Source organism: Streptomyces sp. NPDC002809 (assembly GCF_040295435.1).
Classification (GTDB): Bacteria; Actinomycetota; Actinomycetes; order Streptomycetales; family Streptomycetaceae; genus Streptomyces.
Window position 1 is genome coordinate 17,595 of the sequence record NZ_JBEOVJ010000072.1, and the last position, 26,828, is coordinate 44,422.

Sequence of the window (26,828 nt, forward strand, 5' to 3'; positions counted from 1 at the left end):
CCCGCCCGGCTGCTCCCGCCCCGTTCCGCGGTGAATATCTGTTCTGCGGCGAAGACCTGTTCTGCGGCGGCCCGGCGGTGAGCAGGATCTTCGGTCGGAAACTGGTACGAATCTCGATGAGCGGCATCAGCGAGTACCGCCTCGCCGAGACGCTCGCGGACCCCTTGCAGGTTCTCTCCGACGGCCTGAATCTCGGCTGTGTGATCCCGGCCGCCTTCCCTCGTGAGGCAGCGGAAACGCAATGCGGAGATCCGAGCCGTCGGCCGGGAAACGCACCGTGCGGTGGCCGAAGACAGCGGCCGACCGCCCGGGGGACAGCACTCAGGGGACGACGACGACCTTCACGCCCACCGTGGCGAACGTCCACACCGCGTTGCCGTCCTCGCGGGACATCCGTACGCCGCCCGCCTTCAGCGTCGGGTCCGGGCTCTCCATCGTGCCGTCCTGCGCGGCGCTGAAACCGATGGCCACGTCGTCATTGGTCGCGAACCGGACCACGTGCTCGATCGGTACTCCGTCGGAGCCCGTGACGCTGCCGGAGCGGGAGCTCACCGGGTAGGTGCCCGGCAGTGCGCTCACCGCGCTCGGCATCACCTTGAAGGTCCGGGTCGACTTGTTCTTCGCGTTCACCAGCCACACCCGGCGGTCACCCAGCGCGTACACCACGCGCATGCCCGTGCCGGACGCGGCGGGGACGGCGAGCGGGTCCTTCGTCGCCTTCGGCTTTGCGTGGCCCCCCGTGGCCGGCGCGCTGCTGGACGCCTTCGGTGTGACGGAGAGGTTGTCGGGGACGTTCGCCGATGCCTGGTAGGCCAGGAATCCGACCACGGCCACGGCCGCCGCAGTGAGCGCGGCCACGATTCCCGAGCTGCCCCTTGCCACCGTTCGTGCCTCTTTCGCCGTTGCAGTCCGCTGTAAGTCGTACAAGCGTTTACACGTACTCCGCGTATACCCGGTGACGGTAGCACCGGAGCACCCCCGCACCAGGACGCCGTACGGGGCGCGGTACGGCCCGCGGCGGAGCCGTAGGCTGTTTGCGTGCTCTTGCTCGCTATGGATACCGCCACCCCCGCCGTCACCGTCGCCCTCCACGACGGGACCCGCGTCGTCGCCGAGTCCGGTCAGGTCGACGCCCGAAGGCACGGGGAGCTGCTGCTGCCCGCCGTCGACCGGGTCCTCGCCGAGGCCGGTGTGACACTCGACGCCGTGACGGACGTGGTCGTGGGGGTCGGCCCCGGCCCGTACACCGGACTGCGGGTCGGCCTGGTGACAGCCGCGGCCTTCGGCTCGGCGCTGTCCGTGCCCGTGCACGGCATCTGCACCCTGGACGCTCTCGCGTACGCCGCGGGGCAGGCCGGGGTGGAGGGCCCGTTCGCCGTCGCGACGGACGCCCGCCGCAAGGAGGTGTACTGGGCCCGGTACGAGGACCTCCGCACCCGGACCGGTGAACCCGCCGTCGACCGGCCCGCCGATATCGCCGGGCAGCTCGCCGGCCTTCCCGTCGTCGGGGCGGGCGCGGTGCTCTACCCGGACGCGTTCCCGGACGCGCGCGGCCCCGAGCACGTCGCCGCCGGCGCGATGGCGGCCCTCGCCGCCGAACACCTCGCCGCGGGCACGGAGCTGCTGCCGCCCCAGCCGCTCTACCTGCGCAGGCCCGACGCGCAGGTCCCGAAGAACTACAAGGTGGTCACGCCGAAGTGACCGCCACGACCGCAGTGCTGCGCGAGATGCGCTGGTGGGACATCGATCCGGTGCTCGATCTGGAGCACGAACTGTTCCCGGACGACGCCTGGTCGGCCGGCATGTTCTGGTCCGAACTGGCACACGCCCGCGGCCCGCAGGCCACCCGCCGCTACGTGGTCGCCGAGGACCCGGTCTCCGGCCGGATCGTCGGATACGCGGGCCTCGCCGCGGCCGGCGACCTCGCCGACGTACAGACGATCGGCGTCACCCGCGGCCACTGGGGCGGCGGGCTCGGCTCCGAGCTCCTGACCGATCTGCTGAAGCACGCCACGGCCTTCGAGTGCGCCGAGGTGCTGCTGGAGGTCCGGGTCGACAACACCCGGGCGCAGAAGCTGTACGAGCGCTTCGGCTTCGAACCGATCGGCTTCCGGCGCGGCTACTACCAGCCGGGCAACATCGACGCACTCGTCATGCGCCTCCACGTACAAGAAAACGAGACTGACTGATGGCTGACGAACCGCTCGTACTCGGCATCGAGACCTCCTGCGACGAGACCGGCGTCGGCATCGTCCGCGGGACGACGCTGCTCGCCGACGCCGTCGCGTCCAGCGTCGACACGCACGCCCGTTTCGGCGGCGTCGTCCCGGAGATCGCCTCCCGCGCGCATCTGGAGGCGATGGTCCCCACGATCGAGCGCGCCCTGAAGGAGGCCGGCGTCACCGGCCGCGACCTCGACGGCATCTCCGTCACCGCGGGCCCCGGACTCGCAGGCGCCCTCCTCGTGGGAGTCTCGGCGGCGAAGGCGTACGCGTACGCGCTGAACAAGCCGCTGTACGGCGTGAACCACCTCGCCTCGCACATCTGCGTCGACCAGCTGGAGCACGGCCCGCTGCCCGAGCCGACGATGGCGCTGCTGGTCAGCGGCGGGCACTCCTCGCTGCTGCTCGCCCCCGACATCACCAACGACGTACGGCCGCTCGGCGCGACCATCGACGACGCGGCGGGCGAGGCCTTCGACAAGATCGCCCGGGTGCTGCACCTCGGCTTCCCCGGCGGTCCGGTCATCGACCGTCTCGCGAAGGAGGGCGACCCGAAGGCCATCGCGTTCCCGCGCGGCCTGAGCGGTTCGCGCGACCCCGCGTACGACTTCTCCTTCTCCGGCCTGAAGACCTCCGTGGCCCGCTGGATCGAGGCGAAGCGCGCCGCGGGCGAGGAGGTGCCGGTACGGGACGTGGCGGCGTCCTTCCAGGAGGCCGTGGTGGACGTGCTCACGCGAAAGGCCGTCCGCGCCTGCAAGGACGAGGGCGTCGACCACCTGATGATCGGCGGCGGTGTCGCGGCCAACTCGCGGCTGCGGGCGCTTGCGCAGGAGCGGTGCGAGCGGGCCGGGATCCGGCTGCGCGTGCCCCGGCCCGGGCTGTGCACCGACAACGGGGCCATGGTCGCCGCGCTGGGCGCGGAGATGGTGGCCCGCAACCGGCCCGCATCCGACCTGGAGCTCTCGGCCGACTCCTCGCTGCCGGTCACCGAGACCCACGTACCGGGCGCCGGGCACGGGCACAGCCACTCGCACGACCATGTGCACGAGATCAGCAAGGACAACCTGTACTCATGAACGGGAACGGTACGGTCGTCGCCCTGATGTGGGAGGCCCGGGCCACCGAGGGCCGGGGCGCGGAACTGCTGGAGTGGGCGCGCGCCCGCGCGGGTGAGCTGGAGCGGCCGCCCCTGCGCAGCGAGCTGCTGCGCGCCCCGCAGGACCGGGTCCTGGTCATCACCTGGTGGGACGGCGCCCACGGCGACGAGCTGCCGGAGCTGCCCGAGCCGGAGGCGGGGATCGTCACCCGGCCGGTGCACCGCTGGCGCTTCGAGTCCCTCGGGCCAGCAGACCGGTGATGATCGCGTCGAGTTCGTCGGCCACCTCGTAGTCGGCGGCGTACGTCCGCCAGTCGTCCTTGATCGCGGTGAGGCGGGGCAGCTCCGCCGCGTCCTCGGCGGTGACCGTCTCGGGGAAGCAGCGGGTGGACGGCGGCTGCCGGGACGGCAGCCGTCCCGGCAGCCGGTCCGGTGGCCGGGCCGGAAATATCTCAGAAGAATTCCGGGGGAGATGTCGATCCGGCCGTGTCCCGTTCGACGCAAGGGTGAGAGGCGGGGAAGAGGTCCCCGCCCTCCCGACCGAGGAGTCACCATGCCGCGCTTCATGTCACTCATCCGCATCGACGAGCAGGCCGCCGCCGGGTTCGAGCCCGACCCCGACTTCGAGAAGCGCATGGGCGCCCTGTTCGAGGAGATCAACAAGGCGGGCGTGATGCTGGAGACGGCCGGCCTCACCCCGACCGCCCAGGGCACCCGCGTCCACTGGGCCGGCGGCAAGCTCAGCTACACCGACGGGCCCTTCACCGAGACCAAGGAAGTCGTCGGCGGGTACGCCATCCTCCAGTGCAAGGACAAGGACGAGGCACTGGAATGGACCAAGCGGTTCCTGCGGTGCCACCCGGAGAGCTGGAGCGTCACCTCCGAGATCCGGGCCATCGACGAAGCGACCGGCTGACCGCCGGCCGGCCGCTCGCGCTCGCCGGGGTACCGCACGCGCTGACCGCCGGCCGACCGGCCGGTCGCGCTTGCCCGGGTACGTCACGGCTGCTCTGATGGGTGGCCGTGACGGCAGCGAGCGCGGTTGAAGCGGTATTCAGGATCGAGTCCGCGCGGATCATCGCCGGTGTCGCCCGGATCGTCCGGGACGTGGGCATCGCCGAGGAACTCGCGCAGGACGCCCTGGTCGCCGCGCTGGAACAGTGGCCGGAGTCGGGCGTCCCGGACAACCCGGGAGCCTGGCTCATGGCCACGGCCAAGCACCGCGCCATCGATCTCGTACGCCGCCGCGAGACGTACGCCCGCAAGCTGGCCGAGATGGGCCGCGACCTGGACAGCGTCTCCGGCGAACCGGACCCGGGCGCCGCGGACCCGGACCGGATCGACGACGACCTGCTCCGGCTGATCTTCACCTCCTGCCATCCGGTGCTCTCCACCGACGCCCGTATCGCGCTCACCCTGCGCCTGCTGGGCGGCCTCACCACCGAGGAGATCGCCCGCGCCTTCCTCACCACCGAGCCGGCCGTCGCCCAGAGGATCGTCCGGGCCAAGCGGGCGCTGGGCCGGGCCGGTGTCCCCTTCGAGGTGCCGTACGGCCCCGAGCGCGTCGCCCGGCTCGGATCGGTGCTCGAAGTCATCTACCTCGTCTTCAACGAGGGGTACGCCGCGACCGCCGGTGACGACTGGCTGCGCCCGGGCCTCTGCGAGGACGCGCTGCGCCTGGCCCGGGTGCTGGCCGGGCTGATGCCCCAGGAGCCCGAGGTGCACGGGCTGGCCGCCCTGTTGGAGCTCCAGGCCTCGCGCACCGCCGCCAGGACCGGACCGGACGGGGCGCCGGTGCTTCTCGCCGACCAGAACCGGGCCCGCTGGGACCGGCTGCTCATCCGCCGCGGGTTCGCGGCCCTGCTCCGGGCGAGCGGGACCGCTGCCGAGGCGGGGCAGACCCTGGGGCCGTACGCCCTCCAGTCCGCCATCGCCGCCTGCCACGCCCGGGCGGTGCGCTACGAGGACACCGACTGGGCCGCCATCGTCACGCTGTACGACCGTCTCGCCGCACTGACCCCGTCACCGGTCGTCGAGCTCAACCGGGCCGTCGCCGTCTCCATGGCCGAGGGCCCCGCAGCCGGCCTCGCCCTGGTCGACGCCCTGGCCGCCGACCCCGCGCTCAAGGGCTACCACTTGCTGCCGAGCGTGCGCGGGGATGTGCTGGAGCGGATGGGGCGTACGGACGAGGCCCGCGCCGAGTTCGTACGGGCGGCGGAGCTCACCCGCAACGAGCGGGAACGGGCGCTGCTGCTGGACCGGGCCGGCCGATGAGTTCCGGGCCCGGCGCCGGTCTACCCTGCACGGCATTCCGCACCACCCAGTGAGGAGAAGACCATGCAGAAGGTCACCACGTTCCTTTGGTTCGACAAAAACCAGGCCGAGGAGGCTGCGGACCACTACATCTCCGTCATCGGCGGCGACTCGCGCGTCCTGGACGTGACCCGCTGGACCGCAGCCTCGCCGGGCGAGGCGGGAGCGGTGATGACGGTCCGCTTCCAGCTGGACGGCGCGGAGTACATCGCGTTCGACGGCGGTCCCGAGTTCCCCTTCACCGAGGCCGCGTCCCTCTCCGTGGAGTGCGCGTCGCAGGAGGAGGCGGACCAGCTGTGGGACAAGCTCACCGCGGACGGCGGCCAGGAGAGCCAGTGCGGCTGGCTCAAGGACAAGTACGGCGTCTCGTGGCAGATCATCCCGCCCGGTCTCGGTGAGGCCCTGACCGATCCGGACCCGGACAAGGCGGCCCGCGCCATGAAGGCGATGCTCGGCATGAAGCGCCTCGACATCGAGGCCCTGCGCAACGCCTGAGAGGCGGTCACTCGGGCGTGGGGCCGCGCCCGGCGCTCGGTAGGGTCTGGCCCATGTCCGCTCGCTCAGCGCTTCCGCCGCCCCCGCCGCCCGTGGAGATACGCACCTGGCCCGACCGGGGGGCTTTGCTCGCCGACCGGGCCCTCATCCTGGGCGCGTTGGTGAAGATGCACATCGGGCCCGGACGCCTGGGGCTGTTGTGGATGTGGGGAGCGGTCGGTGCGCTCGGCTGGGCGCTGATCGGCGCAGCGTTCGTCACCTTCGAGCAGTCGTACGACATCTTCAGCGCCGCCATCGGCGCGATCATGCTGGTCATGGGGGCCTGTTGCCTGGTGCCCGCGGTCATCCTCGTCGTCATCGGCCTGCGCCGGGACCGGCGGATACGCCGACTGCTCGGGCAGTGGGGCGCGTTGGACCGTGATGCGGCGAGCGACGCCGCGTTCCGGCTGCCCGGTGCGAGCCTGGCCTGGCTGCTGGGCTCCTTCGCGCTCTGCGCCTTCGGGCTGTACGCCTGCTTCGCGGTGCCCGCGGGTGCGGTCCGGGGAGACGACACCTACGGTCTGATGGCCCTGATCATGGGTCTCGGTTTCATCGGCTGGCTCATCGGCCTCATCGGCGTCACCAAGGCTTTCTGGCACCGGCGTTGGGTCCTGCGGACGCTGGCCGGTGCGGCCGCGCCCGAGCCCCTGCTCTCCTTCGGCGGGGGAACCCACCGCTGACCCCGGCCCGGAGGTCGGCCGCAGTCACCCGCGGCGGGCCTCCGGGCCGGTCACGGGACGGCCGATCAGCATCGTCGGCGCGTCCGCGACCCGGGTCAGGAAGACCGTGGCCGCGTTCGGGCCCTGGAGCTTCATCTTCCGGCGCAGTTCCTCCGGTTCGACCGCCGAGCCGCGCTTCTTGACCGTGAGGACGCCGACCTTCCGCTCCCGCAGCAGCGCCTTCAGCCGCTTCATGTTGAAGGGGAGCTGATCGGTGATCTCGTAGCCGGCGGTGTACGGGGATTCGTACAGCTCGTCGCTCGTGACGTACGCGATCATCTCGTCGAACAGCCGTCCGTGGCACCGCTCCACGATCCCGGCGACCAGATGCGCCCGGATCACGGCGCCGTCAGGCTCGTACAGATAGCGGCCCACCGGACCGACGGGCGGGGCGGGCAGCGCGGCCGGAGCGGACAGGGTGGCGCCCGACGGAAGCAGGGTCGCGCGGTACGAACCCGCCTCGAAGCCCTCGCCGAACCAGAGCACCGCCTCCTTCACGTCGCCGCCGTCCGAGATCCACTCGGCCTCCGCCTGCGGCCCGATCGCCTCGTGCGGGACACCCGGGGCGATCTTCAGTGCCGCTCGGGGAGCCTTCAGCGCGGCCGCCGTCGCCCAGGACAGGGGCGGGGAGTACGCCTCCGGGTCGAAGATCCGGCCGCGTCCGCCCCGGCGGGCCGGGTCGACGAAGACCGCGTCGTAGGGCGAGGTGTCGATCTCCGTGACGTCGGCGCACCGCACCTCGATCAGCGCGTCCAGGCCGAGCGCGGCGGCGTTGGCGCGGGCCACTTCGGCGGTCAGCGGGTCGCGGTCCACGGCGAGCACGGAGATCCCCGCCCGGGCCAGGGCGATCGCGTCGCCGCCGATCCCGCAGCACAGGTCGGCGACGCTGCGCACCCCGGCGTCCGCGAACCGGCGGGCGCGGTAGCCGGCCACCGAGGTACGGGTCGCCTGCTCGACCCCGTTCGGTGTGAAGAACATCCGGTGCGCGTCCTCGGCCCCGAACTTCGCCACCGCCCGCTGCCGCAGCCGGGCCTGCCCCAGCGCCGCCGAGACGAGGGCGGCCGGGTGGGTGCGGCGCAGCCGGGTGGCGGTGGCCAGTTCGGTGGCGGGGTCGTACGACCGCAGCCCGGCCAGCAGCTCGGCGCCCTCGGCGGTGCGCAGGGCCAGGAAGGCGGCGAGCGGGTCGGGGGCGTCGGACGGGCCGGTCGGGGAGAGAGCGTTCACCCGCCCCATTGTGGGCCAGTCGGCTGCGCGCCAGCCGGGGGGACCGTCGGGGCGGGCGCTGTGTCGGGCCGGATGCCCGACCCCGGGCTGGCAGGATGCGGCGCCATGCAGCCAGTACGACAAAAGGAAGAATTTGACATGAAGAGGCGCAGACCGGGTGCGGTGTCGGACGGGCAGGGGCGGAAGCGGCGCGGGCAGGGACACCTGCGGCGCCGGCCGGGCTACGCGGTCCTCGCCGCGCTCCTGGTCGCCGCCGTCGGGTCGGGCTGTGCGGCCGAGACCGGCGATCGTGCCCCGGCCGATCCGGCCCGCGCGGCCGCCGCCCGGGCCGGGCAGCAGGGCGGCCCCCCGGCAGGGGTGGCGGGCTCCGCCGCTGCCCGGGCCGAGAAGGTGCGCCGCGCTCAGGCCGCACGGGCCGTCGCCGCCAAGAAGTGGGGCCTGGCGAGCACCCCGCTGGCTCCGCCGGCGCCGCCCGCCGCGAAGCCGCACCTCGCCACCCGCAAGGGCTTCGAGGTCGAGGGCGGCGACGCCTCGCTGCCGCCGGTCTTCACCACGGTCCCCACCAAGGAGAAGGTCGTCTTCCTGACGATGGACGACGGGGACGACAAGGACCCCGAGCTGCTGCGGATGATGTCGGAGCTGAACATCCCGTACAGCGCCTTCCTCAGCGACTACCTGGTGCGCGACGACTACGGGTACTTCAAGGAGGCCCAGGCCCGCGGTGTCGTCCTCGGCAACCACACGCTGAACCACCGCTACATGCCGGGCCTCTCCCACGAGGAGCAGAAGCGGGAGATCTGCGACCAGCAGGACATCATCGAGCAGCAGTACGGCGAGCGCCCCCGGCTCTTCCGGCCGCCGTACGGCAACTACAACGGCGACACCCTGCGGATCGCCAAGTCCTGCGGCATCACGGCCGTGCCCCTGTGGGCGGCCGAGGCGTTCCCCGACCACATGGAGTGGCGCGAGGAGGACCAGGACCTGCACCCCGGCGACATCATCCTCACCCACTTCCGCGGCAAGAAGGACTGGAAGGGCAGCATGCCCGACCTGATCCGGTCCGTCATGAAGGTCGTCACGGACAAGGGTTACGCGGTGGCCCGGCTGGAGGACTACGTATGAGAAGGGCGCACCGGCTGCTGGCCGGACTGCTGACCGCCGGTGCGCTCCTGACCGCCGGCTGCGCGCAGTCGGTGGACCCGATCGAGCGGCTGGGCCGGAAGGCGGCGCAGCGGGTGAACCCGTCGCCGAGCGCCGCGGAGGTGCGGCCCGCGGCGGTGCGCGGTGATCACGGGGCGCCGGGGGCGATGGTCGTCGTCGCCTGCGGCCGCCCCGCGGCGGCCGGGGGAGACCGGACGCGCCCGCCGGTCCGCTGGTGGCCGGAGCGGTCGGGGCCGCGCGGCGGGGCGGCCGCGGATGCGGGGTGCCGGCGCACCTGACGTGCGGAACGGTCCGGGTGCCTGCGGCGTTCTCCCTGTGCCGGACGGGTTCCGGCGGGGGGCGGCCGGACGCCACGAGGGGCGTGAATTGGCACTCCGCTTGACCGAGTGCTAATCGCGGTCATAGTCTCAGTGCTGGCACTCCCCACTGGAGAGTGCCAGCAGTACTGTGCGACCGGCAGGTCCGGCACCCGCGACGACGGGCCCACCTGGTCGCCACCCAAAGACTGATAACCCCGTGAGATCTCCGAAGGGGGAGACCGGATCGTGTCGACCAGCACCAAGGTTGCGATCAAGCCGCTCGAGGACCGCATTGTGGTCCAGCCGCTCGACGCCGAGCAGACCACGGCCTCCGGCCTGGTCATTCCCGACACCGCCAAGGAGAAGCCCCAGGAGGGCGTCGTCCTGGCCGTGGGCCCGGGCCGCTTCGAGAACGGCGAGCGCCTTCCGCTCGACGTCAAGACCGGCGATGTCGTCCTGTACAGCAAGTACGGCGGCACCGAGGTGAAGTACAACGGCGAGGAGTACCTCGTCCTCTCGGCTCGCGACGTGCTCGCGATCATCGAGAAGTAATTCACTTAACGTTTGCTTCTGTTCTGCGCCCCTGGCCCCCTGCGAAATAACTAGCCGGGCGGCGAGGGGCGCAGTTCTTGTTCTGAGAGGACAGTTCAGCTCCATGGCGAAGATCCTGAAGTTCGACGAGGACGCCCGTCGCGCCCTCGAGCGCGGCGTCAACAAGCTTGCCGACACGGTCAAGGTGACGATCGGCCCCAAGGGCCGCAACGTCGTCATCGACAAGAAGTTCGGTGCGCCCACCATCACCAACGACGGTGTCACCATCGCGCGCGAGGTCGAGCTGGACGACCCGTACGAGAACCTCGGTGCCCAGCTGGTGAAGGAGGTGGCGACCAAGACCAACGACGTAGCCGGTGACGGTACGACCACCGCCACCGTCCTGGCCCAGGCGCTCGTCCGCGAGGGCCTGCGCAACGTGGCCGCGGGCGCGTCCCCGGCCGCCCTGAAGAAGGGCATCGACGCCGCGGTCAAGGCCGTGTCCGAGGAGCTCCTCGCGACCGCCCGCCCGATCGAGGACAAGTCCGACATCGCCGCCGTGGCCGCGCTCTCCGCGCAGGACACCCAGGTCGGCGAGCTCATCGCGGACGCGATGGACAAGGTCGGCAAGGACGGTGTCATCACCGTCGAGGAGTCCAACACCTTCGGTCTGGACCTCGACTTCACCGAGGGCATGGCCTTCGACAAGGGCTACCTGTCCCCGTACATGGTGACCGACCAGGAGCGTATGGAGGCCGTCCTCGACGACCCGTACATCCTGATCCACCAGGGCAAGATCGGCTCGATCCAGGAGCTGCTGCCGCTCCTGGAGAAGGTCATCCAGGCCGGTGCGTCCAAGCCGCTGCTGATCATCGCCGAGGACGTCGAGGGCGAGGCCCTGTCGACCCTGGTCGTCAACAAGATCCGTGGCACCTTCAACGCCGTCGCGGTGAAGGCCCCGGGCTTCGGTGACCGCCGCAAGGCCATGCTCGGCGACATCGCCACCCTCACCGGTGCGACCGTCATCGCCGAGGAGGTCGGCCTCAAGCTCGACCAGGCCGGTCTGGACGTGCTGGGCACCGCCCGCCGCGTGACCGTCTCCAAGGACGACACCACCATCGTCGACGGTGGCGGCAAGTCCGACGAGGTCGCCGGCCGCGTCAACCAGATCAAGGCCGAGATCGAGTCCACGGACTCGGACTGGGACCGCGAGAAGCTCCAGGAGCGCCTGGCGAAGCTGGCCGGCGGTGTCTGCGTGATCCGCGTCGGTGCTGCCACCGAGGTGGAGCTCAAGGAGAAGAAGCACCGTCTGGAGGACGCCATCTCCGCGACCCGCGCCGCGGTCGAGGAGGGCATCGTCTCCGGTGGTGGCTCCGCTCTGGTCCACGCCGTCAAGGTCCTCGAGGGCAACCTCGGCAAGACCGGCGACGAGGCCACCGGTGTCGCGGTCGTGCGCCGCGCCGCCGTCGAGCCGCTCCGCTGGATCGCGGAGAACGCGGGCCTCGAGGGCTACGTCATCACCTCGAAGGTCGCCGACCTCGACAAGGGTCAGGGCTTCAACGCCGCGACCGGCGAGTACGGCGACCTGGTGAAGGCCGGCGTCATCGACCCGGTCAAGGTCACCCGCTCCGCGCTGGAGAACGCCGCGTCCATCGCGTCGCTGCTGCTCACGACCGAGACCCTGGTCGTCGAGAAGCCGGCCGAGGAAGAGGCCGAGGCCGGTCACAGCCACGGTCACTCGCACTAGCGTGTAGCTTTCCGCGCAAGCGGTGAGGCCCGGTATCCCCGAGAGGATACCGGGCCTCTTGCGTGTCCGGCCCCGGGGAGGGTCACGCCGAGCGGGACAGCCCCTCCCCGTGCACCGGGTCCGCGAACGGCAGGCCGGCCGCGAAGCGCTCCAGTTCGTCCAGGGCCTGGTCCGCCATCCTGTGCAGCTCGTTGCCCAGCGACCCCGCGACATGCGGGGTCAGCAGCACGTTCGGCAGGTCGTACAGCGGTGAGGACGCCCGGGGCAGGTCGGGGTCCGTCACGTCCAGGACCGCGTGCAGCCGCCCGCTCGTCAGCTCGGGGAGCAGCGCGTCCTCGTCGACCAGCGACCCGCGCGCCGTGTTGATCAGCGTCGCGCCCGCCGGCATCGCCGCCAGCTGGGCGGCGCCGATGAGATGGTGCGTCTCGGGCAGTTGCGGGGCGTGCACCGAGACGACGGAGCTGCTCGCGCACAGTTCGTCGAGCGTGGTGAGGCGGGCACCGAGCCGCGCCGCCCCTTCCTCGCTGACGTACGGGTCGTACAGCAGGACGTCGAGATCGAAGGGGCGCAGCAGCTCGATCACCCGACGGCCGATCCGGGAGGCGCCGACGATCCCCACCGTGCGGCGGTAGTTGCCGGTGCCGTCCAGCTCGTGGAGCCAGTCGTGCTTTGTCCGCAGGGCGCGGTAGCGCTGCGCGGAGCCCAGGACCCGCTTGCCCGCGAAGAGGATCGCGGCGAGGGTGAACTCGGCCACCGGCAGCGCGTTGGCCGCGGCCGCCGAGGTGACGGCGATGCCCCGCTCCCAGCAGGCGTCGGTGATGTGGTGCTTGACGGAACCGGCCGCGTGCACCACCGCCCGCAGCCGCGGGGCGGCGGCCAGCACCGGTGCGGTGAGCGGCGTCGCGCCCCAGCAGGTGAGGAGCACATCGGCTTCGGCGAGCGCGGCCGCCACCTCGGGCGTCGGATCGGCCAGGTCATGGGCGACGAGACGCGTGTCCGTACGGGTGAGGGCGGCCAGCCGGGTGTGGTGGCGTTCGGCGAGGAGGCGTCCTGCGATGCCGGGGCCCATCGCGAGCAGGGCACGGGGCCGGTTGTCAGTGGCGTGCTGCATGGTGGAACTCGTACTCCTCGGGGCTCGCGTGGACGGTCACTTGACGCTTCCGGCGGTCAGTCCCGCCTTCCAGTGCCGCTGCAGGGAGACGAAGGCGACGATCAACGGGATGACGGCGAGGAGGGAGCCGGTGACGACGAGGGGGTAGAAGCTCGGCTCGCCATGGGTGTTGGTGTTCCACGAGTACAGACCGAGGCTCAGCGGGAAGAGCTTGCGGTCCGAGAGCATCACGAGGGGGAGGAAGAAGTTGTTCCAGATCGCGGTGAACTGGAAGAGGAAGACGGTCACGAAGCCGGGCATGACCATCGGCAGACCGACGGACCAGAAGATGCGCAGTTCACCGGCCCCGTCGATACGGGCGGCCTCCAGCGCCTCGTTCGGTATGTAGCCCGAGCAGAACACCCGCGCGAGATACACGCCGAACGGGTTGACGAGCACCGGGATCAGCACCGACCAGTACGTGTTGACCAGTCCGACCTTGGACGCCAGCAGATACATCGGCAGGGCGAGCGCGGTGGTGGGGACGAGCACACCCATCAGCACCAGGCCGAACAGGTTCTCCTTGCCCCGGAATTCGTACTTGTCGAAGGCGTATCCCGCGGCGACGCAGATCAGCGAGCAGACGATCGCCCCGCCGCCCGCGTACAGAAGGCTGTTGAGGTACCAGCGGAAGTAGATGCCGTCGCCGTACGAGGCCAGGTTCGACAGGTTCTCGCCGAGGTTGAAGCCGTCGAAGGAGAACGCGTTGCCGGCGAGCAGATCGCCGGTGTCCTTCGTGGCGGCGGTGACCAGCCAGACGAGCGGGAAGAGCATGTAGACGACGGCGAGCAGGAGGAAGCCGTTGACCGCGGTCTTCGACATCCAGCGGCCGCGGGACGCGGGGGAACTCATGCTTTCTTGCCCTTCCGGCCGGTGAAACGGGTGACGACGAAGGACAGCAGCGCGGCCGTGAGCGCCAGCAGGATGGAGGCGGCCGCTGCGAGCCCGTAGTCGTTGCGCTCGAAGGCCGCGGTGTACGCGTACATGTTCGGCGTCCAGGTGGAGGTGACGGCGGAGCCGGTTCCCTTGTTGAGGATCAGCGGCTCGGTGAACAGCTGGAGCGAGCCGATGACGGTGAACAGCGCGACCATCACGACGGACGCGCGGATCAGCGGGACCTTGATGCCGACCGCGATCCGCCAGGCGCCGGCCCCGTCGACGGTGGCCGCTTCGAGTACGGAGCGGTCGATGGCCTGCAACGCGGCGTAGAAGATCACCATGTTGTAGCCGAGCCACTCCCACAGCGCGATGTTGACGACGGAGGGCAGGGCCCCTTCGGGCGAGAAGAAGTCGAATCCGATGCCGCCGGACTCCATGGCGCCGACCACCGGGCTGAGCTGCGGTGTGTAGAGGTACACCCAGATCAGTGCGGCGATGATGCCGGGCACGGCGTGCGGCAGGAACAGTGCGAGCTGGAAGAACCGGCGGGCGCGGGCCAGCGTGGAGTCCAGCAGCAGCGCGAGGGCGAGGGCTCCGACGAGGAGCAGCGGGATGTAGAAGAGGCAGTATCCGAGGAGTACGCCGAAGCCCTCGCGGAACGCCCGGTCGCCCAGGGCCGCCGTGTAGTTGTCGAGTCCGCTGAAGACGGTCTCGGTGCCGCCGAAGCCCAGGCCGGACTGTTTCTCGGTGAACAGGCTGAGCCAGACCGCGTATCCGATCGGCAGCACCATGGCCAGCGTGAACAGTACGAAGAAGGGCCCCAGCAGGATGGCGGCGGCTCTGGTGGTCCGGGCGTGCTTCATCAGCCTGCGTCCTCGACCTTCAGACCGCGCTTCTTCAGCTCGGCGACGGTGGCGTCGTGCCCGGCCTTCACGGCGTCCTTGATGGTGGTTCCGCCGCTTGCGACCTTGCCGAACCGGTCCTTCATCGTGGTGTTCGTGGTGCCGGTCGTCGGGCCCCAGTTCCAGTTCGGGCCGATGGACGTCGCGGCGTCCTCGAACACCTGGTAGATGTCCTCGCCGCCGTAGAAGTCCGCGTCGAACGCCTTCTTCGCGACGGGGCGCAGGGACGCCGCGGCCGGGAAGGCGCTCGATGTGCCGGACTCGATGCGGGCCTTGATGCCTTCCGGGGTGGTCGACATCCAGGTGGCGAACTCGACCGCCGCCCCGGCCTTCTTGCTGTCCTTCGTCACCGCGAAGGTGGAGCCGCCGAGCATCCCGCTGGCCGGTGTGCCGTCCCAGCTGGGCATCGGGGCGACGGCCCACTTGCCGCTCTGCTCGGGCAGGGTGCCCTTGAGGACGCCGGCGCCCCAGGCCGCGCCGAGGTAGCCGACGGTGCCGCCGTTCTTGAGGGAGTTGGTCCACTCGGGGCTGAACGAGGCGTTGGCGCGGATCAGGTCGTCGTCGAGCAGGCCCTGCCAGTAGTCGGCGACCTTGTTGGTGGCCGCGTCGGTGGTGTCGACCTTCCAGGTGTCGCCCTCGGGCTTGTACCATTGGGCGCCGGCCTGCCAGGCCATCGCCTGGAAGGTGGTCGGGTCGTCCGGGAAGAACGTGCCGATCCGGGCCTTCTTGTCGGCCTTCCGGACCTTCTCCGCGGCCTTGCGGAAGTCCTCCCAGGTCTTGGGGACCTCGACGCCGTACTTCTGGAACAGGTCCTTGCGGTAGTAGAAGGACTGCGGCGAGGCGTCGAAGGGGACGGCCCAGTTCTTGCCGCCGAGTGTCGTCAGCTCCACCGCCTGGGGCAGCAGCTTCTTCCTGATGTCCTCGGTGAAGTACTGGCCGATGTCCTGGAGGGCGCCCTGGCTGACGTACTCCGGAAGCTGCGGGTACTCGATGGAGACGAGGTCGGGGGCGTTGCCCGCCTTCACGGCGTTGGAGATCTTGGCGTAGCCGCCCGCGTTGCCGGACGGGATCTCCTCGTACACCACCTTGATGTTCGTGTGCGAGGCGTTGAACGCGTCAACGACCTCCTTGGATCCCTTGGTCCAGCCCCAGAAGGTGATGCTGACGGGCTTGCCGTCACTTCCGGCGGCGGAACTGTCGTCTCCGCTGCCGCCACAGGCCGTGAGAACGGCGAGGGCGGTGGCGGCGCCGACTACGGCGAGGGACGTTCTGCTCGAACTGCGGCTCACAGCGAGGCTCCTGAACAGACGGCGACATTGGCGTTGGCCGTGATCCTTGAACCAGCTGTGACCGAAGTCAAGAGCGAAAGAGCGATTGATCGAAAAAAGATCAAAAGAGTTGCGTACGGAACCGTCGGGGACGGCTACAGGAGGGGCGCCCCGCAGGAGTCCCTGACCCGCAGCTGCGGGAGCAGTGTCAAGTGCCGCCGGGGGGCGCCGGCGTCCTGGCCCAGCCGCTCCACCAGCAGCTCCGTCGCGTGGCGGCCCACCTCGCGCTTGGGCGGGGCCACGGCGGTGAGCGGGGTGTCCGCGAGGGCCGCCACCTCGTCGTCGTACGCGATCAGCGCCAGGTCCTCCGGGACCCGTACGTCCAGCTCCGCCAGGCGCTGGACCACCTGGATCGCGTCGACGTCGTTGTGGATCAGCGCCGCCGTCGCCACCCCCGACCGGACCGCCTCGCGCAGCGCCTGCACGGCCTGCTCGAAGGCCTCCGGGGCCAGTTCGGCCGGTACGGAATCGATCACGTCCTGCGGGGGGCGCAGCCCGAGCACGGTCAGCGCCTCCGCGTATCCGGAGCGCACCGCGAGGGCGGTCGGGGAGTCCGCCCGGGCCATCAGCAGGGGCGCCCCGTGCCCGAGGTCCACCAGATGGCGCACGGCCAGCAGCACCCCGTGCGCGTGGTCCGAGCAGACCCGGTCCAAGGCGTCCAGGGGTGAGCCGGCGGCGGGCCTGCGCTCCAGCAGGACGGTCGGGACGGGCAGTGAGCCGATCCAGTCGCCGAACGCCGACGGGTCGCCCGGATGCTGCCAGCCCGGCGCGACCAGCAGGCCCTCGGCGCCCGCGGAGAGCAGCCCCTCGGTACGGGCCTGGTCCTCCTGGGGCCGGTAGTCGGAGATCCGCAGGATCAGCCGGGCCCCCGCCCGTGCGGCGGCTTCGTGGGCACCCCGGATGACCTCGGCGAAGTAGTAGGTCGCGGAGGGCGCGAGCATGCCGAGGACCAGGCCGCTGCCCGCGCCGCCGGGCCCCGCGGCGGGGGCGGTGTCCTGGGGCCAGGACACCGAACCGTGGACCCGGTCGAGCAGGCCGCGGCCTGCCAGGTCCTCGACGTCCCGGCGCACCGTGACGGGCGAGACCCCCAGCTGCGATGCCAGGTCCGACACCCGGGCGGAGCCCCGGTCCCGTACCAGCCCGAGCAGGCGGTCATGACGTTCAGCAGCACTTTCGCGCACGGCGGCAGTCCCCTCGCAGTGTGTGGCCCGGCCCCTGGCCCGGCCGGTGCCGGAGCCGATGTCCGACCCTAGACCAACGTGATCGAACGATGGGAGTTTCGATCATTCAAACGCGATGCATTGACGTTCGATCAATCCAAGTCCAGGATTCCCGGCGATGCCGATCAGGCCGTTCCCGGCCCGCCCCGACCTTGACTGTTCGTACGGAGGAATTGTGAGACATCGCGTCACCGCCGCGGCGCTCGCGGCCCTGACCGCCGCCGCCGGTCCGGCCTTCGCAGGACCGGGCGCCGCGCAGGCGGCCGCACCCGCCGGCCGCACCTTCCACGTCGACTGCGGCGCCGCCCCGGAAGGGGCCACCGGCAGCAGGCGGCATCCCTGGACCACCCTCGCCGAAGCCAACGCACACCCCTACGGGCCCGGCGACAGGCTGCTCTTCAGGCGCGGCGCCGTCTGCACCGGCACCCTCGCCCCCACGGGCACCGGCTCCGCCCGCGCCCCGTTCACCATCGCCGACTACGGCAACGGACCTGCCCGGGCCAGGCTCGACGGAGCCGGCGCCCACGACACCGTCCTGCTCTCCAACACGCAGTACGTACACCTCAGGGCCCTGGAGATCACCAACGCCGACAGCCCCGGCAGCGAGCGCAACGGCGTCCGCCTGCGCCTGACCGACTACGGCGTCGCCCGGGGCTTCGACATCAGCGGCCTCTACATCCACGACGTACGCGGCGGCGACCACAAGACCGTGTCCGGCTCCAGCGCCATCCACATCGCAGTCGAGGGCACGGCGAAGGCCAGCTGGTACGACGGCCTGGACATCGGCCACAACCGCATCGAGGACGTCGACCGCGAGGGCGTCTACTTCAAGTCGACCTTCTCCAAACGCGATCTGGTCGGCGGGCAGCAGGATCCGAACGTCTACCCGGGGGAGTGGACGCCCAGCACCGGCGTCCGTGTCCACCACAACACGCTGAAGTCCCTGGCCGGGGACGGCATGAAGCTCGACACCACCAGCGGAGCCCGCGTCGACCACAACCGCGTCGACGGCTTCCAGCTCCGCTCGCCCTCCGCCAACGCGGGCATCTGGACGTTCAACACCGACGACACGACCGTCGAGTACAACGAGGTCTCCGGCGGCGGCAACACCCATGACGGCATGTCCTTCGACGCCGACGGCGCCTCGCGGAACACCGTCTTCCAGTACAACTACAGCCACGACAACAAGGGCGGCTTCCTGCTGATCTGCCCCTACAGCGGCGCGAAGACCATCGGCACGGTAGCCCGCTACAACGTCAGCCGCGACGACGGCGCCCGCCTGATCCAGAACTGCTGGGGCCCGATCCTGGGCACCGAGATCTACAACAACACCTTCCGCAACAAGGAGCAGATCCCCGGGTACCTCGTCCAGGACGATGCCGGCAGCCCCGCCACCACCCAGCACGAACTGTCCGTCCGCAACAACGTCTTCGTCAGCGAAGGCACCGGCGGCTACGCCTTCAAGAACCCGACCCCCGGGCTCTCCTTCGACCACAACGCCTTTTACGGCATCGACATGACGCGCCCGGACCCCGGCGGCACCACGGCCGACCCGAAGCTGCGGGACGACTTCCGGCTCGGCACGGGCTCGCCCGCCCTCGCCGCCGGAGCCGTCATCGAGGACAACGGCGGCAAGGACTACTTCGGCAACCGCCTGAAGCCCGGCGCCCCCAACATCGGCGCCTACGAGGGCCGCGGGGTGCGGTAACCCGCCGCTCACTGGGGCCCGTACTTGCGGCCTGTCTTGGAGGTGACCCCTCCGAGCAGGCCGCGCGGCGTCACCTTCACCAGACCCATCAGCGCCTTGTACCGCGCGTCCGGAACCGAGACCGACTTGCCGCGCGCCAGGTCCGCCAGGGCCGTGGCCACCAGCTTGTCGGCGTCGAGCCACATCCAGCCCGGGATGTTGCCCGTGCCCATCCCGGCCCGCTGGTGGAACTCCGTCCGTACGAAGCCGGGGCAGAGCGCCATCAGCCGCACGCCCGAACCGGCCAGGTCCTTCGCCGCGCCCTGGGTGAACTGCACGACCCACGCCTTGGACGCCCCGTACGTACCGCGCGGCACGAACGCCGCCACGGAGGCCACGTTCACGATGCCGCCCCTGCCCCGCTCCTTCATGCCGGCCGCGGCCGCGGAGGTCAGTCGCAGGACCGCCTCGCAGTGCACCTTCAGCATCGCCAGTTCGTCCGCCATGGGTACGTCGAGGAAGTGGCCCTTGTTGCCGAACCCGGCGTTGTTGACCAGGAGGTCGACCGACTCCTTGCGGTCGGCCAGCCGGGCCTCGACGGCGGCGATCCCGTCGTCCAGGGACAGGTCCGCGGTCAGCACCTCGGCCTCGATGCCATGCCGGTCGTGCAGCTCGGTGGCCTGTTCCCGCAGCCGGTCGGTGTCGCGGGCCACCAGGACGAGGTTGTGTCCCTCGGCCGCGAGCCGCCGCGCGAAGGCGGCCCCGATACCCGCGGTCGCGCCCGTAATCAGTGCAGTCGTCATACGCGGCACGTTAGTGCCCGGCGCACACCACCGGACGACCCGCCCGCCGCTCCCCGCTCATCCCTGACGGGCCACGTGCGCGCGCGCCTTCCGCATCGCCCCGGGGTGCAGGGCGTCGCCTGCCGGAAGCAGCAGCGGCAGCAGCTCGCGCCGGGTGGTGACGGCCCGGAACTGCAGTTCCACCGTCACCTCGTGGTCGGGCCGGTGCACGATCTCGACCGGGTCGCCGGCCCGGATGCTCCCCGGCGTGATCACGCGGAGGTACGCGCCGGGCACGGCGGCCTGCGTGAACCGCTTGACCCAGCGCTCCTCGTCGAGGTGGCCCGCGAACGTACGGCACGGAATCCGGCCGGAGGTGACCTCGAGGACCAGCTCGGCACCGATCCGCCAGCGCTCGCCTATCAGTGCGCCGCTGACCGTCACACCGCCCGTGGTCAGGTTCTCGCCGAAGGAGCCGTTGGGCAGCGGGCGCCCCAGCTCCCGCTCCCACGCGTCGAGCTCCTCGCGGGCGAAGGCGTACACGGCCTGGTGCGAGCCGCCGTGATGGCGCAGGTCGCAGACCGTGTCCCCGGCCAGGCCGCTGCCGCCCTCACCCTCGGGACCCGGGTCGCAGACCCGCACGAGCCCCTCGACGGGGCGCTTGTCGATCCCGGTCATGCCGCCCGGGGCGTCGGTGTAGGACGCCGCCACGGGGCGGCCCGCGTTCACGGTCAGCACAGTCATCGCAGTCATGCCCGAACGCTAGCGACTCCCGGCTCGGAGCCGCACACCTCAAAGTTGCACGCCAGTAATTCGCCCATGACCCAAGAATCCCTTATATTCGAAGAGTGATCGAAGCCCGTCATCTCCGAGTCCTGCGCGCCGTGGCCGGTACCGGCTCCTTCTCCGCCGCCGCCCGCGAGCTTGGCTGCACCCAGCCCGCCGTGAGCCAGCAGATGAAGGCGCTGGAGTCCTCGGCGGGCACCACGCTGCTCATCCGCACCGGACGCGAGATGCGGCTGACGCAGGCCGGTGAGGCGCTCGTGCGCCATGCCTCCGGCATCCTCGCCGGGCTCACCGCCGCCGAGGAGGAGGTCGCCGCGATCGCCGGGCTGCGGGCCGGCCGGGTCCGGCTCGTCTCTTTCCCCAGCGGCAGCTCCACCCTGGTCCCGGGCGCCCTCGCCGCGCTCCGGGCCGCCCATCCCGGCACCAGGGTCTCCCTGGTCGAGGCGGAGCCGCCCCGCTCGGTGGAGATGCTGCGCGACGGCGACTGCGACATCGCGCTGGCCTTCCGGTACGGCACGCCGGGCGCGGAGTGGGACGACCTGGTGGTGCGTCCCCTGCTCACCGACCGGCTGATCGGACTGGTCCCCGAAGGCCACGAGCTCGCGGACCGGGCCGAGGTGGGCATCGGCGAACTCGCGGGAGAGCCGTGGATCGCCGGCTGCCCGCGCTGCCGCCGGCAGCTGGTGGAGGTCTGCGAGGCGTCCGGCTTCACCCCGCGGATCGACTTCGCGACCGATGACTACCCGGCGGTGATCGGCCTGGTCGGCGCGGGTCTCGGGGTGGCCGTCCTGCCGGCGCTGGCGATCGAGTCGGTACGCCCCAGGGGTGCCCGGACCGTCACGGTGGAGCCGGCCATCGAGCGCGAGATCGTCGCACTGACCCTGCCCGACCTGGCGCAGGTCCCGGCCGTGGCGGCCACCCTGGACCAGCTGTCGCATGCGGCGGCCCGCTGAGCGGTCCGCGGCGGGCCCGCGGGCCCGAGCGGGCAAGGAGTGCGCGCCCGCGGGTGCCCGAGCGGAGAGGGGCATGCGACCCCGACCCGAGTGGAGAAACGTTTCTTCCCTTGTGGCGCGCGGTGGGGCTCAGCCGTGCCCGGGCGGGAACGAGGGTGCCGCCGCGGAGATCAGCCGGTTGCGGGCCCGGCCCATGAGCTCTTCGCGCTCGTCCTCCGTCAGTCCGCCCCACACTCCGTAGGGCTCGCGTACCGCCAGGGCGTGGGCTGCGCACTCGGCGCGTACCGGGCATCGCATGCAGACCTCTTTCGCGGAGGTCTCGCGGGCGCTCCTGGCGGCTCCGCGTTCCCCCTCGGGGTGGAAGAACAGTGAGCTGTCGACCCCTCGGCAGGCCGCCAGCAGCTGCCAGTCCCACAGATCGGCGTTGGGTCCGGGAAGGCGGGAGAAATCTGCCATTGCTTGTCCCCTCGAAACCATGCTGAGTCGGAAACGTCGTGGTCGTCCGTCGTACCGTGCCCATGACCGTACATCTACGGTGTTAGTAGATGTAAATATGACTGATTGCGAATCTAGTCACAGACACCAGCAAAAGGGAAGAAAATCCGCTAAATGGTGCATAAGTTCCTGAGAAGGTTCGGTTGAGGGCTGGACGACCTCGTGGCGCTCTCCTCCGTGGCCGACCCCTCACGTAGAGTGCCGAACTCCATCCTCCGACCCGTAACTCTTTCGAGTGACCATCGTTGGGAGTGCGGAGGCGGTTGACAGAGAAAGCGATCGGGCAAACGTCCGAGAGCGTCAACCGCTCAGGTGACGACTTGTAACAGCCTGGAGGCTCAAGGTGACGCGCATCAGCTGCGGAGGGCGGTCATGACATCCGTTCTCGTCTGCGATGATTCCCCGCTTGCCCGAGAAGCGCTCCGTCGCGCGGTCGCGACCGTGCCCGGCGTCGAGCGTGTGACGACGGCGGCCAACGGGGAGGAAGTACTCCGCCGCTGGGGTGCCGACCGTTCGGATCTGATTCTCATGGACGTACGCATGCCCGGTCTGGGGGGTGTGGAGACCGTCCGACGGCTGCTCTCCGCCGACCCCGGGGCGCGGATCATCATGCTGACCGTCGCCGAGGACCTGGACGGGGTCGCGCTCGCGGTCGCCGCCGGGGCCCGCGGATATCTGCACAAGGACGCCTCCCGGGCGGAGCTCCGGGCGACCGTCACCCAGGCCCTGGCCGATCCGACGTGGCGGCTCGCCCCGCGCCGGCTGCGCTCGGCCGAGATGGGCGCGGCGCCCACGCTCACGGCGCGTGAGATCCAGGTGCTCGAAGGCATGAGTCACGGCCGCTCCAACGCGGAGATCGGCCGTGAGCTGTTCCTCTCGGAGGACACGGTGAAGACGCACGCCAGGCGCCTGTTCAAGAAGCTCGGCGCTTCGGACCGCGCGCACGCGGTGGCGCTCGGTTTCCGCTGGGGCCTGGTCCGCTGAGGGCGGGCCGTGACCGGCCCCACGATCCATCCCCGTCCGCTCGCGGGCGGACGGGGCGACCTCGGGGGAGGGGTGCGGAGCCGGGTCGTGTCCCCGGACGCGGCCTGCTCGTACCCCACCCGTGCAGCCCGCCGCCCGGCGGCATGTGACGCTTCCCGGCCGATGACGCATCCTTGAGACGTGGAGTTCCTCGGGAACGATTCGGTCGAGCGGAAGGGGAGGGCGCAGGACATGACTTCCGGCGCACCCGCTCATAACGCTTCAGTGCACAACTACGGACGCGGTGCCGCGGATGACGCGGCGCCGGGGCACCATGGTTCGATGCGCGAGGACGGAACGACGGTGATCGGTGCCCTGGTGCATCGCGCCGTCGAGGGCGACGCGCAGGCCACGCATGATCTGCTGGCCCATGTCCACCCCCTCGCGCTGCGCTACTGCAGGTCCCGGCTGAACCGGCTGCCCGGTGATGCCCGTCACTTCGTGGAGGACCTGGCGCAGGAGGTCTGTGTCGCGGTGCTGATGGCGCTGCCGCGGTACAAGGACACCGGCAGGCCCTTCGAAGCCTTCGTCTTCGCCATCGCCGGCCACAAGGTGGCCGATCTCCAGCGTGCCGCGATGCGGCACCCGGGATCGACCGCGGTGCCCTCCGACGAGATGCCGGAGCGGCCGGACGACTCGCTCGGGCCCGAGGAGCGGGCGCTCCTCAGCAGCGATGCCGCCTGGGCCAAGAAGCTCCTCGCCAACCTTCCCGAGAACCAGCGCGAGCTGCTGGTCCTGCGGGTCGCCGTCGGGCTCACCGCCGAGGAGACCGGACAGATGCTCGGCATGTCGCCGGGTGCCGTCCGGGTCGCCCAGCACCGTGCGCTCAGCCGGCTGCGGGCCCTCGCGGAGCAGTGAGCCGGGCCTGCGGTGCCGCGGATCGGTGCCGTAGGAAGCTACAGAACCTCCCGGTGATCTTGTTCATGGAATGAGACACCCCCGAAGGCCGTTAGCATGGACATCCGCACCGATCAAGGCCATTTGGGGAAGGTGTCATGACTGCAAACGTCGACGGAGTGCCCGAGAAATTCGCGACGCTCGGGCTGACATACGACGACGTGCTGCTGCTGCCGGGCGCATCTGAAGTGCTGCCCAACGCGGTCGACACCTCGACGCTCATCTCGCGGAACGTACGGGTGAACATCCCGCTGCTCTCCGCCGCGATGGACAAGGTGACCGAGGCCCGTATGGCCATCGCCATGGCCCGTCAGGGCGGCGTCGGCGTACTGCACCGCAATCTCTCGGTCGAGGACCAGGTCAACCAGGTCGACCTGGTGAAGCGGTCCGAGTCCGGCATGGTCACCGACCCGATCACGGTCAGCCCCGACGCCACGCTCGGCGAGGCCGACGCGCTCTGTGCCAAGTTCCGCATCAGCGGCGTACCGGTCACCGACGCGGCGGGCAAGCTGCTCGGCATCGTCACCAACCGCGACATGGCGTTCGAGTCGGACCGCTCGCGCCAGGTGCGTGAGGTCATGACGCCGATGCCCCTGGTCACCGGCCGGGTCGGTATCTCCGGCGTGGACGCCATGGAGCTGCTGCGCCGCCACAAGATCGAGAAGCTTCCGCTGGTCGACGAGGCGGGCATCCTCAAGGGCCTCATCACGGTCAAGGACTTCAAGAAGGCCGAGCAGTACCCGAACGCGGCCAAGGACGGCGAGGGCCGCCTGCTCGTCGGCGCGGCCGTCGGTGCCAGCCCGGAGGCGCTGGACCGCGCCCAGGCGCTGGCCGGGGCCGGGGTGGACTTCCTGATCGTCGACACCTCGCACGGCCACAACAGCAACGCCCTCAACTGGATGGCGAAGATCAAGTCGGCCGTGAACGTGGACGTCATCGGCGGCAACGTCGCGACGCGCGACGGCGCCCAGGCCCTGGTCGACGCCGGCGTGGACGGCGTGAAGGTGGGCGTCGGACCCGGTTCGATCTGCACCACGCGTGTGGTCGCCGGCATCGGCGTCCCGCAGGTCACCGCGATCTACGAGGCCGCGCTGGCCGCCCGTGCGGCGGGCGTCCCGGTCATCGGCGACGGCGGCCTCCAGTACTCCGGCGACATCGGCAAGGCGCTCGCCGCCGGTGCCGACAGCGTGATGCTGGGCTCCCTCCTCGCGGGTTGCGAGGAGTCGCCGGGCGAGCTCCTCTTCATCAACGGCAAGCAGTTCAAGTCGTACCGCGGCATGGGTTCGCTGGGCGCGATGCAGTCCCGCGGACAGGGCCGCTCGTACTCGAAGGACCGCTACTTCCAGGCCGAGGTGTCCTCCGACGACAAGCTCGTCCCCGAGGGCATCGAGGGCCAGGTGCCCTACCGCGGCCCGCTGGCCAACGTGCTGCACCAGCTCGTCGGCGGCCTGCGCCAGACGATGGGGTACGTGGGCGCCGCCTCGGTCGACGAGATGGAGAGCAAGGGCCGCTTCGTGCGGATCACCTCGGCGGGTCTCAAGGAGAGCCACCCGCACGACATCCAGATGACGGTCGAAGCGCCGAACTACAGCAGGAAGTAACGCAACAGTGCAGGTGAGGGGCGGACCGGGGTTCCCGGGACCGCCCCTCATGTGTGTGTCGGGGATACTGGACAGCGCAGACGTAGAGGGAAAGGCCACACATCGTGACTGAGATCGAGATCGGGCGCGGCAAGCGCGGCCGCCGGGCTTACGCATTCGACGACATCGCCGTCGTCCCGAGCCGCCGGACCCGCGACCCGAAGGAGGTCTCGATCGCCTGGCAGATCGACGCCTACCGCTTCGAGCTGCCGTTCCTGGCCGCTCCCATGGACTCCGTCGTCTCCCCGCAGCACGCCATCCGCATCGGTGAGCTCGGCGGCCTCGGCGTGCTCAACCTGGAAGGCCTGTGGACCCGGCACGCCGACCCGCAGCCGCTGCTCGACGAGATCGCCGAGATGCCGGTCGAGTCCGCGACCCGCCGGCTCCAGGAGATCTACTCCGCCCCCATCCAGGAGGAGCTGATCGGGCAGCGCATCAAGGAGGTGCGCGACTCCGGTGTCGTCACCGCCGCCGCGCTCTCCCCGCAGCGCACCGCCCAGTTCTCCAAGGCAGTCGTCGACGCGGGCGTGGACATCTTCGTCATCCGCGGTACGACGGTCTCCGCCGAGCACGTCTCGGGTGCGGCCGAGCCGCTCAACCTGAAGCAGTTCATCTACGAGCTGGACGTCCCGGTGATCGTCGGCGGCTGCGCCACGTACACCGCGGCCCTGCACCTGATGCGCACGGGCGCGGCCGGTGTCCTCGTCGGCTTCGGCGGCGGCGCGGCGCACACCACGCGCAACGTCTTCGGCATCCAGGTCCCGATGGCGACCGCGGTCGCCGACGTGGCCGGTGCCCGCCGTGACTACATGGACGAGTCCGGCGGCCGGTACGTGCACGTGATCGCGGACGGCGGTGTCGGCTGGTCCGGCGACCTGCCGAAGGCCATCGCCTGCGGTGCGGACGCCGTGATGATGGGCTCCCCGCTCGCCCGCGCGACGGACGCGCCGGGCCGTGGCCGCCACTGGGGCATGGAGGCCGTCCACGAGGACGTGCCGCGCGGCAAGCTGGTCGACCTCGGCTCCGTCGGCACGACGGAGGAGGTCCTCACCGGTCCCTCGCACACCCCCGACGGCTCGATGAACATCTTCGGCGCGCTGCGCCGGGCGATGGCGACGACGGGGTACAGCGACCTCAAGGAGTTCCAGCGCGTCGAGGTCACGGTGGCGGACTCGCAGCACCGCCGCTGACTTCTTCGCACACGCAGGAGGGACCCGAACTCCATAGCGGTCCGGGGGCG

General features: G+C 70.8%; 28 protein-coding genes. 18 read left to right on the forward strand and 10 right to left on the reverse strand.

The features are described from left to right. Nucleotides 1-321: 321 nt before the first annotated feature. Nucleotides 322-858, reverse strand: a complete 537-nt coding sequence (locus tag ABT025_RS30630; RefSeq protein WP_351001556.1) for a hypothetical protein — start codon at nucleotides 856-858, stop codon at nucleotides 322-324. A gap of 195 nt (nucleotides 859-1,053) precedes the next feature. Here ABT025_RS30630 and tsaB point away from each other — a divergent pair, with 195 nt between their 5' ends. The 8 genes from tsaB (at nucleotide 1,054) to ABT025_RS30670 (ending at nucleotide 6,845) form a co-directional block, all read left to right on the forward strand. Beyond that, nucleotides 1,054-1,701 carry a tRNA (adenosine(37)-N6)-threonylcarbamoyltransferase complex dimerization subunit type 1 TsaB gene (gene tsaB / locus ABT025_RS30635; RefSeq protein WP_351001599.1) on the forward strand — a complete coding sequence of 216 codons (648 nt, stop codon included), beginning with the start codon at nucleotides 1,054-1,056 and terminating at the stop codon, nucleotides 1,699-1,701. Then, entirely contained in the window at nucleotides 1,698-2,189 is a 492-nt protein-coding gene (gene rimI / locus ABT025_RS30640; protein WP_351001558.1) for a ribosomal protein S18-alanine N-acetyltransferase, read from the forward strand. The genes tsaB and rimI overlap by 4 nt, the downstream gene beginning before the upstream one ends. Next, the gene (gene tsaD / locus ABT025_RS30645) at nucleotides 2,189-3,298 is read left to right on the forward strand and encodes a tRNA (adenosine(37)-N6)-threonylcarbamoyltransferase complex transferase subunit TsaD (protein ID WP_351001560.1); all 1,110 of its coding nucleotides are present in this window, start codon (nucleotides 2,189-2,191) and stop codon (nucleotides 3,296-3,298) included. The genes rimI and tsaD overlap by 1 nt, the downstream gene beginning before the upstream one ends. Continuing rightward, nucleotides 3,295-3,579, forward strand: a complete 285-nt coding sequence (locus tag ABT025_RS30650; protein ID WP_351001562.1) for a hypothetical protein — start codon at nucleotides 3,295-3,297, stop codon at nucleotides 3,577-3,579. The genes tsaD and ABT025_RS30650 overlap by 4 nt, the downstream gene beginning before the upstream one ends. A gap of 292 nt (nucleotides 3,580-3,871) precedes the next feature. Further along, nucleotides 3,872-4,234 carry a YciI family protein gene (locus ABT025_RS30655; protein ID WP_351001564.1) on the forward strand — a complete coding sequence of 121 codons (363 nt, stop codon included), beginning with the start codon at nucleotides 3,872-3,874 and terminating at the stop codon, nucleotides 4,232-4,234. Between the two features lie 107 nt (nucleotides 4,235-4,341). Then, nucleotides 4,342-5,592, forward strand: coding sequence for an RNA polymerase sigma factor (locus ABT025_RS30660; RefSeq protein ID WP_351001566.1), 1,251 nt, complete (start codon nucleotides 4,342-4,344; stop codon nucleotides 5,590-5,592). A gap of 63 nt (nucleotides 5,593-5,655) precedes the next feature. Next, nucleotides 5,656-6,126 (forward strand): VOC family protein, encoded by a 471-nt coding sequence (locus tag ABT025_RS30665; protein WP_351001568.1) that lies wholly within the window; start codon nucleotides 5,656-5,658, stop codon nucleotides 6,124-6,126. A gap of 53 nt (nucleotides 6,127-6,179) precedes the next feature. Further along, on the forward strand, nucleotides 6,180-6,845 hold the full coding sequence (locus ABT025_RS30670) for a hypothetical protein (RefSeq protein ID WP_351001570.1): 666 nt from the start codon (nucleotides 6,180-6,182) through the stop codon (nucleotides 6,843-6,845). Nucleotides 6,846-6,869: 24 nt separating this feature from the next. On the opposite strand, the gene ABT025_RS30675 is transcribed toward ABT025_RS30670, so the two are convergent. Then, complete coding sequence (locus ABT025_RS30675; protein ID WP_351001572.1) at nucleotides 6,870-8,117, reverse strand: THUMP-like domain-containing protein; 1,248 nt, start codon at nucleotides 8,115-8,117, stop codon at nucleotides 6,870-6,872. A gap of 96 nt (nucleotides 8,118-8,213) precedes the next feature. Here ABT025_RS30675 and ABT025_RS30680 point away from each other — a divergent pair, with 96 nt between their 5' ends. The 4 genes from ABT025_RS30680 (at nucleotide 8,214) to groL (ending at nucleotide 11,846) form a co-directional block, all read left to right on the forward strand. Further along, on the forward strand, nucleotides 8,214-9,230 hold the full coding sequence (locus ABT025_RS30680) for a polysaccharide deacetylase family protein (protein ID WP_502972067.1): 1,017 nt from the start codon (nucleotides 8,214-8,216) through the stop codon (nucleotides 9,228-9,230). Then, nucleotides 9,227-9,547, forward strand: a complete 321-nt coding sequence (locus tag ABT025_RS30685; protein ID WP_351001575.1) for a hypothetical protein — start codon at nucleotides 9,227-9,229, stop codon at nucleotides 9,545-9,547. The genes ABT025_RS30680 and ABT025_RS30685 overlap by 4 nt, the downstream gene beginning before the upstream one ends. Before the next feature lie 264 nt (nucleotides 9,548-9,811). Beyond that, nucleotides 9,812-10,120 (forward strand): co-chaperone GroES, encoded by a 309-nt coding sequence (groES, locus tag ABT025_RS30690; protein ID WP_024490209.1) that lies wholly within the window; start codon nucleotides 9,812-9,814, stop codon nucleotides 10,118-10,120. Nucleotides 10,121-10,223: 103 nt separating this feature from the next. After that, the gene (gene groL / locus ABT025_RS30695) at nucleotides 10,224-11,846 is read left to right on the forward strand and encodes a chaperonin GroEL (RefSeq protein ID WP_351001577.1); all 1,623 of its coding nucleotides are present in this window, start codon (nucleotides 10,224-10,226) and stop codon (nucleotides 11,844-11,846) included. A gap of 82 nt (nucleotides 11,847-11,928) precedes the next feature. Here groL and ABT025_RS30700 read toward each other — a convergent pair whose 3' ends face one another. From ABT025_RS30700 to ABT025_RS30720, 5 genes are all read right to left on the reverse strand, one after another. Further along, a complete protein-coding gene (locus ABT025_RS30700; RefSeq protein WP_351001579.1) occupies nucleotides 11,929-12,957 on the reverse strand; it encodes a hydroxyacid dehydrogenase in 1,029 nt (342 codons plus the stop codon). A gap of 36 nt (nucleotides 12,958-12,993) precedes the next feature. Continuing rightward, complete coding sequence (locus tag ABT025_RS30705) at nucleotides 12,994-13,848, reverse strand: carbohydrate ABC transporter permease (RefSeq protein WP_351001581.1); 855 nt, start codon at nucleotides 13,846-13,848, stop codon at nucleotides 12,994-12,996. Beyond that, complete coding sequence (locus ABT025_RS30710) at nucleotides 13,845-14,738, reverse strand: carbohydrate ABC transporter permease (protein WP_351001583.1); 894 nt, start codon at nucleotides 14,736-14,738, stop codon at nucleotides 13,845-13,847. Before ABT025_RS30710 ends, ABT025_RS30705 begins: the two co-directional genes overlap by 4 nt. Then, complete coding sequence (locus ABT025_RS30715; RefSeq protein WP_351001585.1) at nucleotides 14,738-16,066, reverse strand: ABC transporter substrate-binding protein; 1,329 nt, start codon at nucleotides 16,064-16,066, stop codon at nucleotides 14,738-14,740. Before ABT025_RS30715 ends, ABT025_RS30710 begins: the two co-directional genes overlap by 1 nt. A gap of 134 nt (nucleotides 16,067-16,200) precedes the next feature. Beyond that, nucleotides 16,201-17,286, reverse strand: coding sequence for a substrate-binding domain-containing protein (locus tag ABT025_RS30720; RefSeq protein WP_351001587.1), 1,086 nt, complete (start codon nucleotides 17,284-17,286; stop codon nucleotides 16,201-16,203). Between the two features lie 214 nt (nucleotides 17,287-17,500). Between ABT025_RS30720 and ABT025_RS30725 the strand changes: the two genes are divergently transcribed. Next, complete coding sequence (locus ABT025_RS30725; protein ID WP_351001589.1) at nucleotides 17,501-19,033, forward strand: right-handed parallel beta-helix repeat-containing protein; 1,533 nt, start codon at nucleotides 17,501-17,503, stop codon at nucleotides 19,031-19,033. Nucleotides 19,034-19,041: 8 nt separating this feature from the next. Here ABT025_RS30725 and ABT025_RS30730 read toward each other — a convergent pair whose 3' ends face one another. Beyond that, nucleotides 19,042-19,815 (reverse strand): SDR family NAD(P)-dependent oxidoreductase, encoded by a 774-nt coding sequence (locus ABT025_RS30730; protein WP_351001591.1) that lies wholly within the window; start codon nucleotides 19,813-19,815, stop codon nucleotides 19,042-19,044. Between the two features lie 57 nt (nucleotides 19,816-19,872). Next, the gene (locus ABT025_RS30735; RefSeq protein ID WP_351001601.1) at nucleotides 19,873-20,538 is read right to left on the reverse strand and encodes an MOSC domain-containing protein; all 666 of its coding nucleotides are present in this window, start codon (nucleotides 20,536-20,538) and stop codon (nucleotides 19,873-19,875) included. Between the two features lie 104 nt (nucleotides 20,539-20,642). Between ABT025_RS30735 and ABT025_RS30740 the strand changes: the two genes are divergently transcribed. Continuing rightward, nucleotides 20,643-21,533 (forward strand): LysR family transcriptional regulator, encoded by an 891-nt coding sequence (locus ABT025_RS30740; protein WP_351001593.1) that lies wholly within the window; start codon nucleotides 20,643-20,645, stop codon nucleotides 21,531-21,533. A 129-nt stretch (nucleotides 21,534-21,662) separates the two neighbouring features. Here ABT025_RS30740 and ABT025_RS30745 read toward each other — a convergent pair whose 3' ends face one another. Then, nucleotides 21,663-21,989 carry a WhiB family transcriptional regulator gene (locus ABT025_RS30745; RefSeq protein WP_328895853.1) on the reverse strand — a complete coding sequence of 109 codons (327 nt, stop codon included), beginning with the start codon at nucleotides 21,987-21,989 and terminating at the stop codon, nucleotides 21,663-21,665. Between the two features lie 411 nt (nucleotides 21,990-22,400). Here ABT025_RS30745 and ABT025_RS30750 point away from each other — a divergent pair, with 411 nt between their 5' ends. The 4 genes from ABT025_RS30750 (at nucleotide 22,401) to ABT025_RS30765 (ending at nucleotide 26,778) form a co-directional block, all read left to right on the forward strand. Continuing rightward, on the forward strand, nucleotides 22,401-23,012 hold the full coding sequence (locus ABT025_RS30750) for a response regulator transcription factor (RefSeq protein WP_003948568.1): 612 nt from the start codon (nucleotides 22,401-22,403) through the stop codon (nucleotides 23,010-23,012). A gap of 321 nt (nucleotides 23,013-23,333) precedes the next feature. Next, nucleotides 23,334-23,909: a sigma-70 family RNA polymerase sigma factor gene (locus ABT025_RS30755; protein ID WP_148020273.1), complete on the forward strand. Its 576-nt coding sequence runs from the start codon at nucleotides 23,334-23,336 to the stop codon at nucleotides 23,907-23,909. Between the two features lie 137 nt (nucleotides 23,910-24,046). Further along, nucleotides 24,047-25,549: an IMP dehydrogenase gene (guaB, locus tag ABT025_RS30760; RefSeq protein ID WP_351001596.1), complete on the forward strand. Its 1,503-nt coding sequence runs from the start codon at nucleotides 24,047-24,049 to the stop codon at nucleotides 25,547-25,549. Between the two features lie 104 nt (nucleotides 25,550-25,653). After that, entirely contained in the window at nucleotides 25,654-26,778 is a 1,125-nt protein-coding gene (locus tag ABT025_RS30765) for a GuaB3 family IMP dehydrogenase-related protein (RefSeq protein WP_007453079.1), read from the forward strand. Nucleotides 26,779-26,828: the final 50 nt, after the last annotated feature.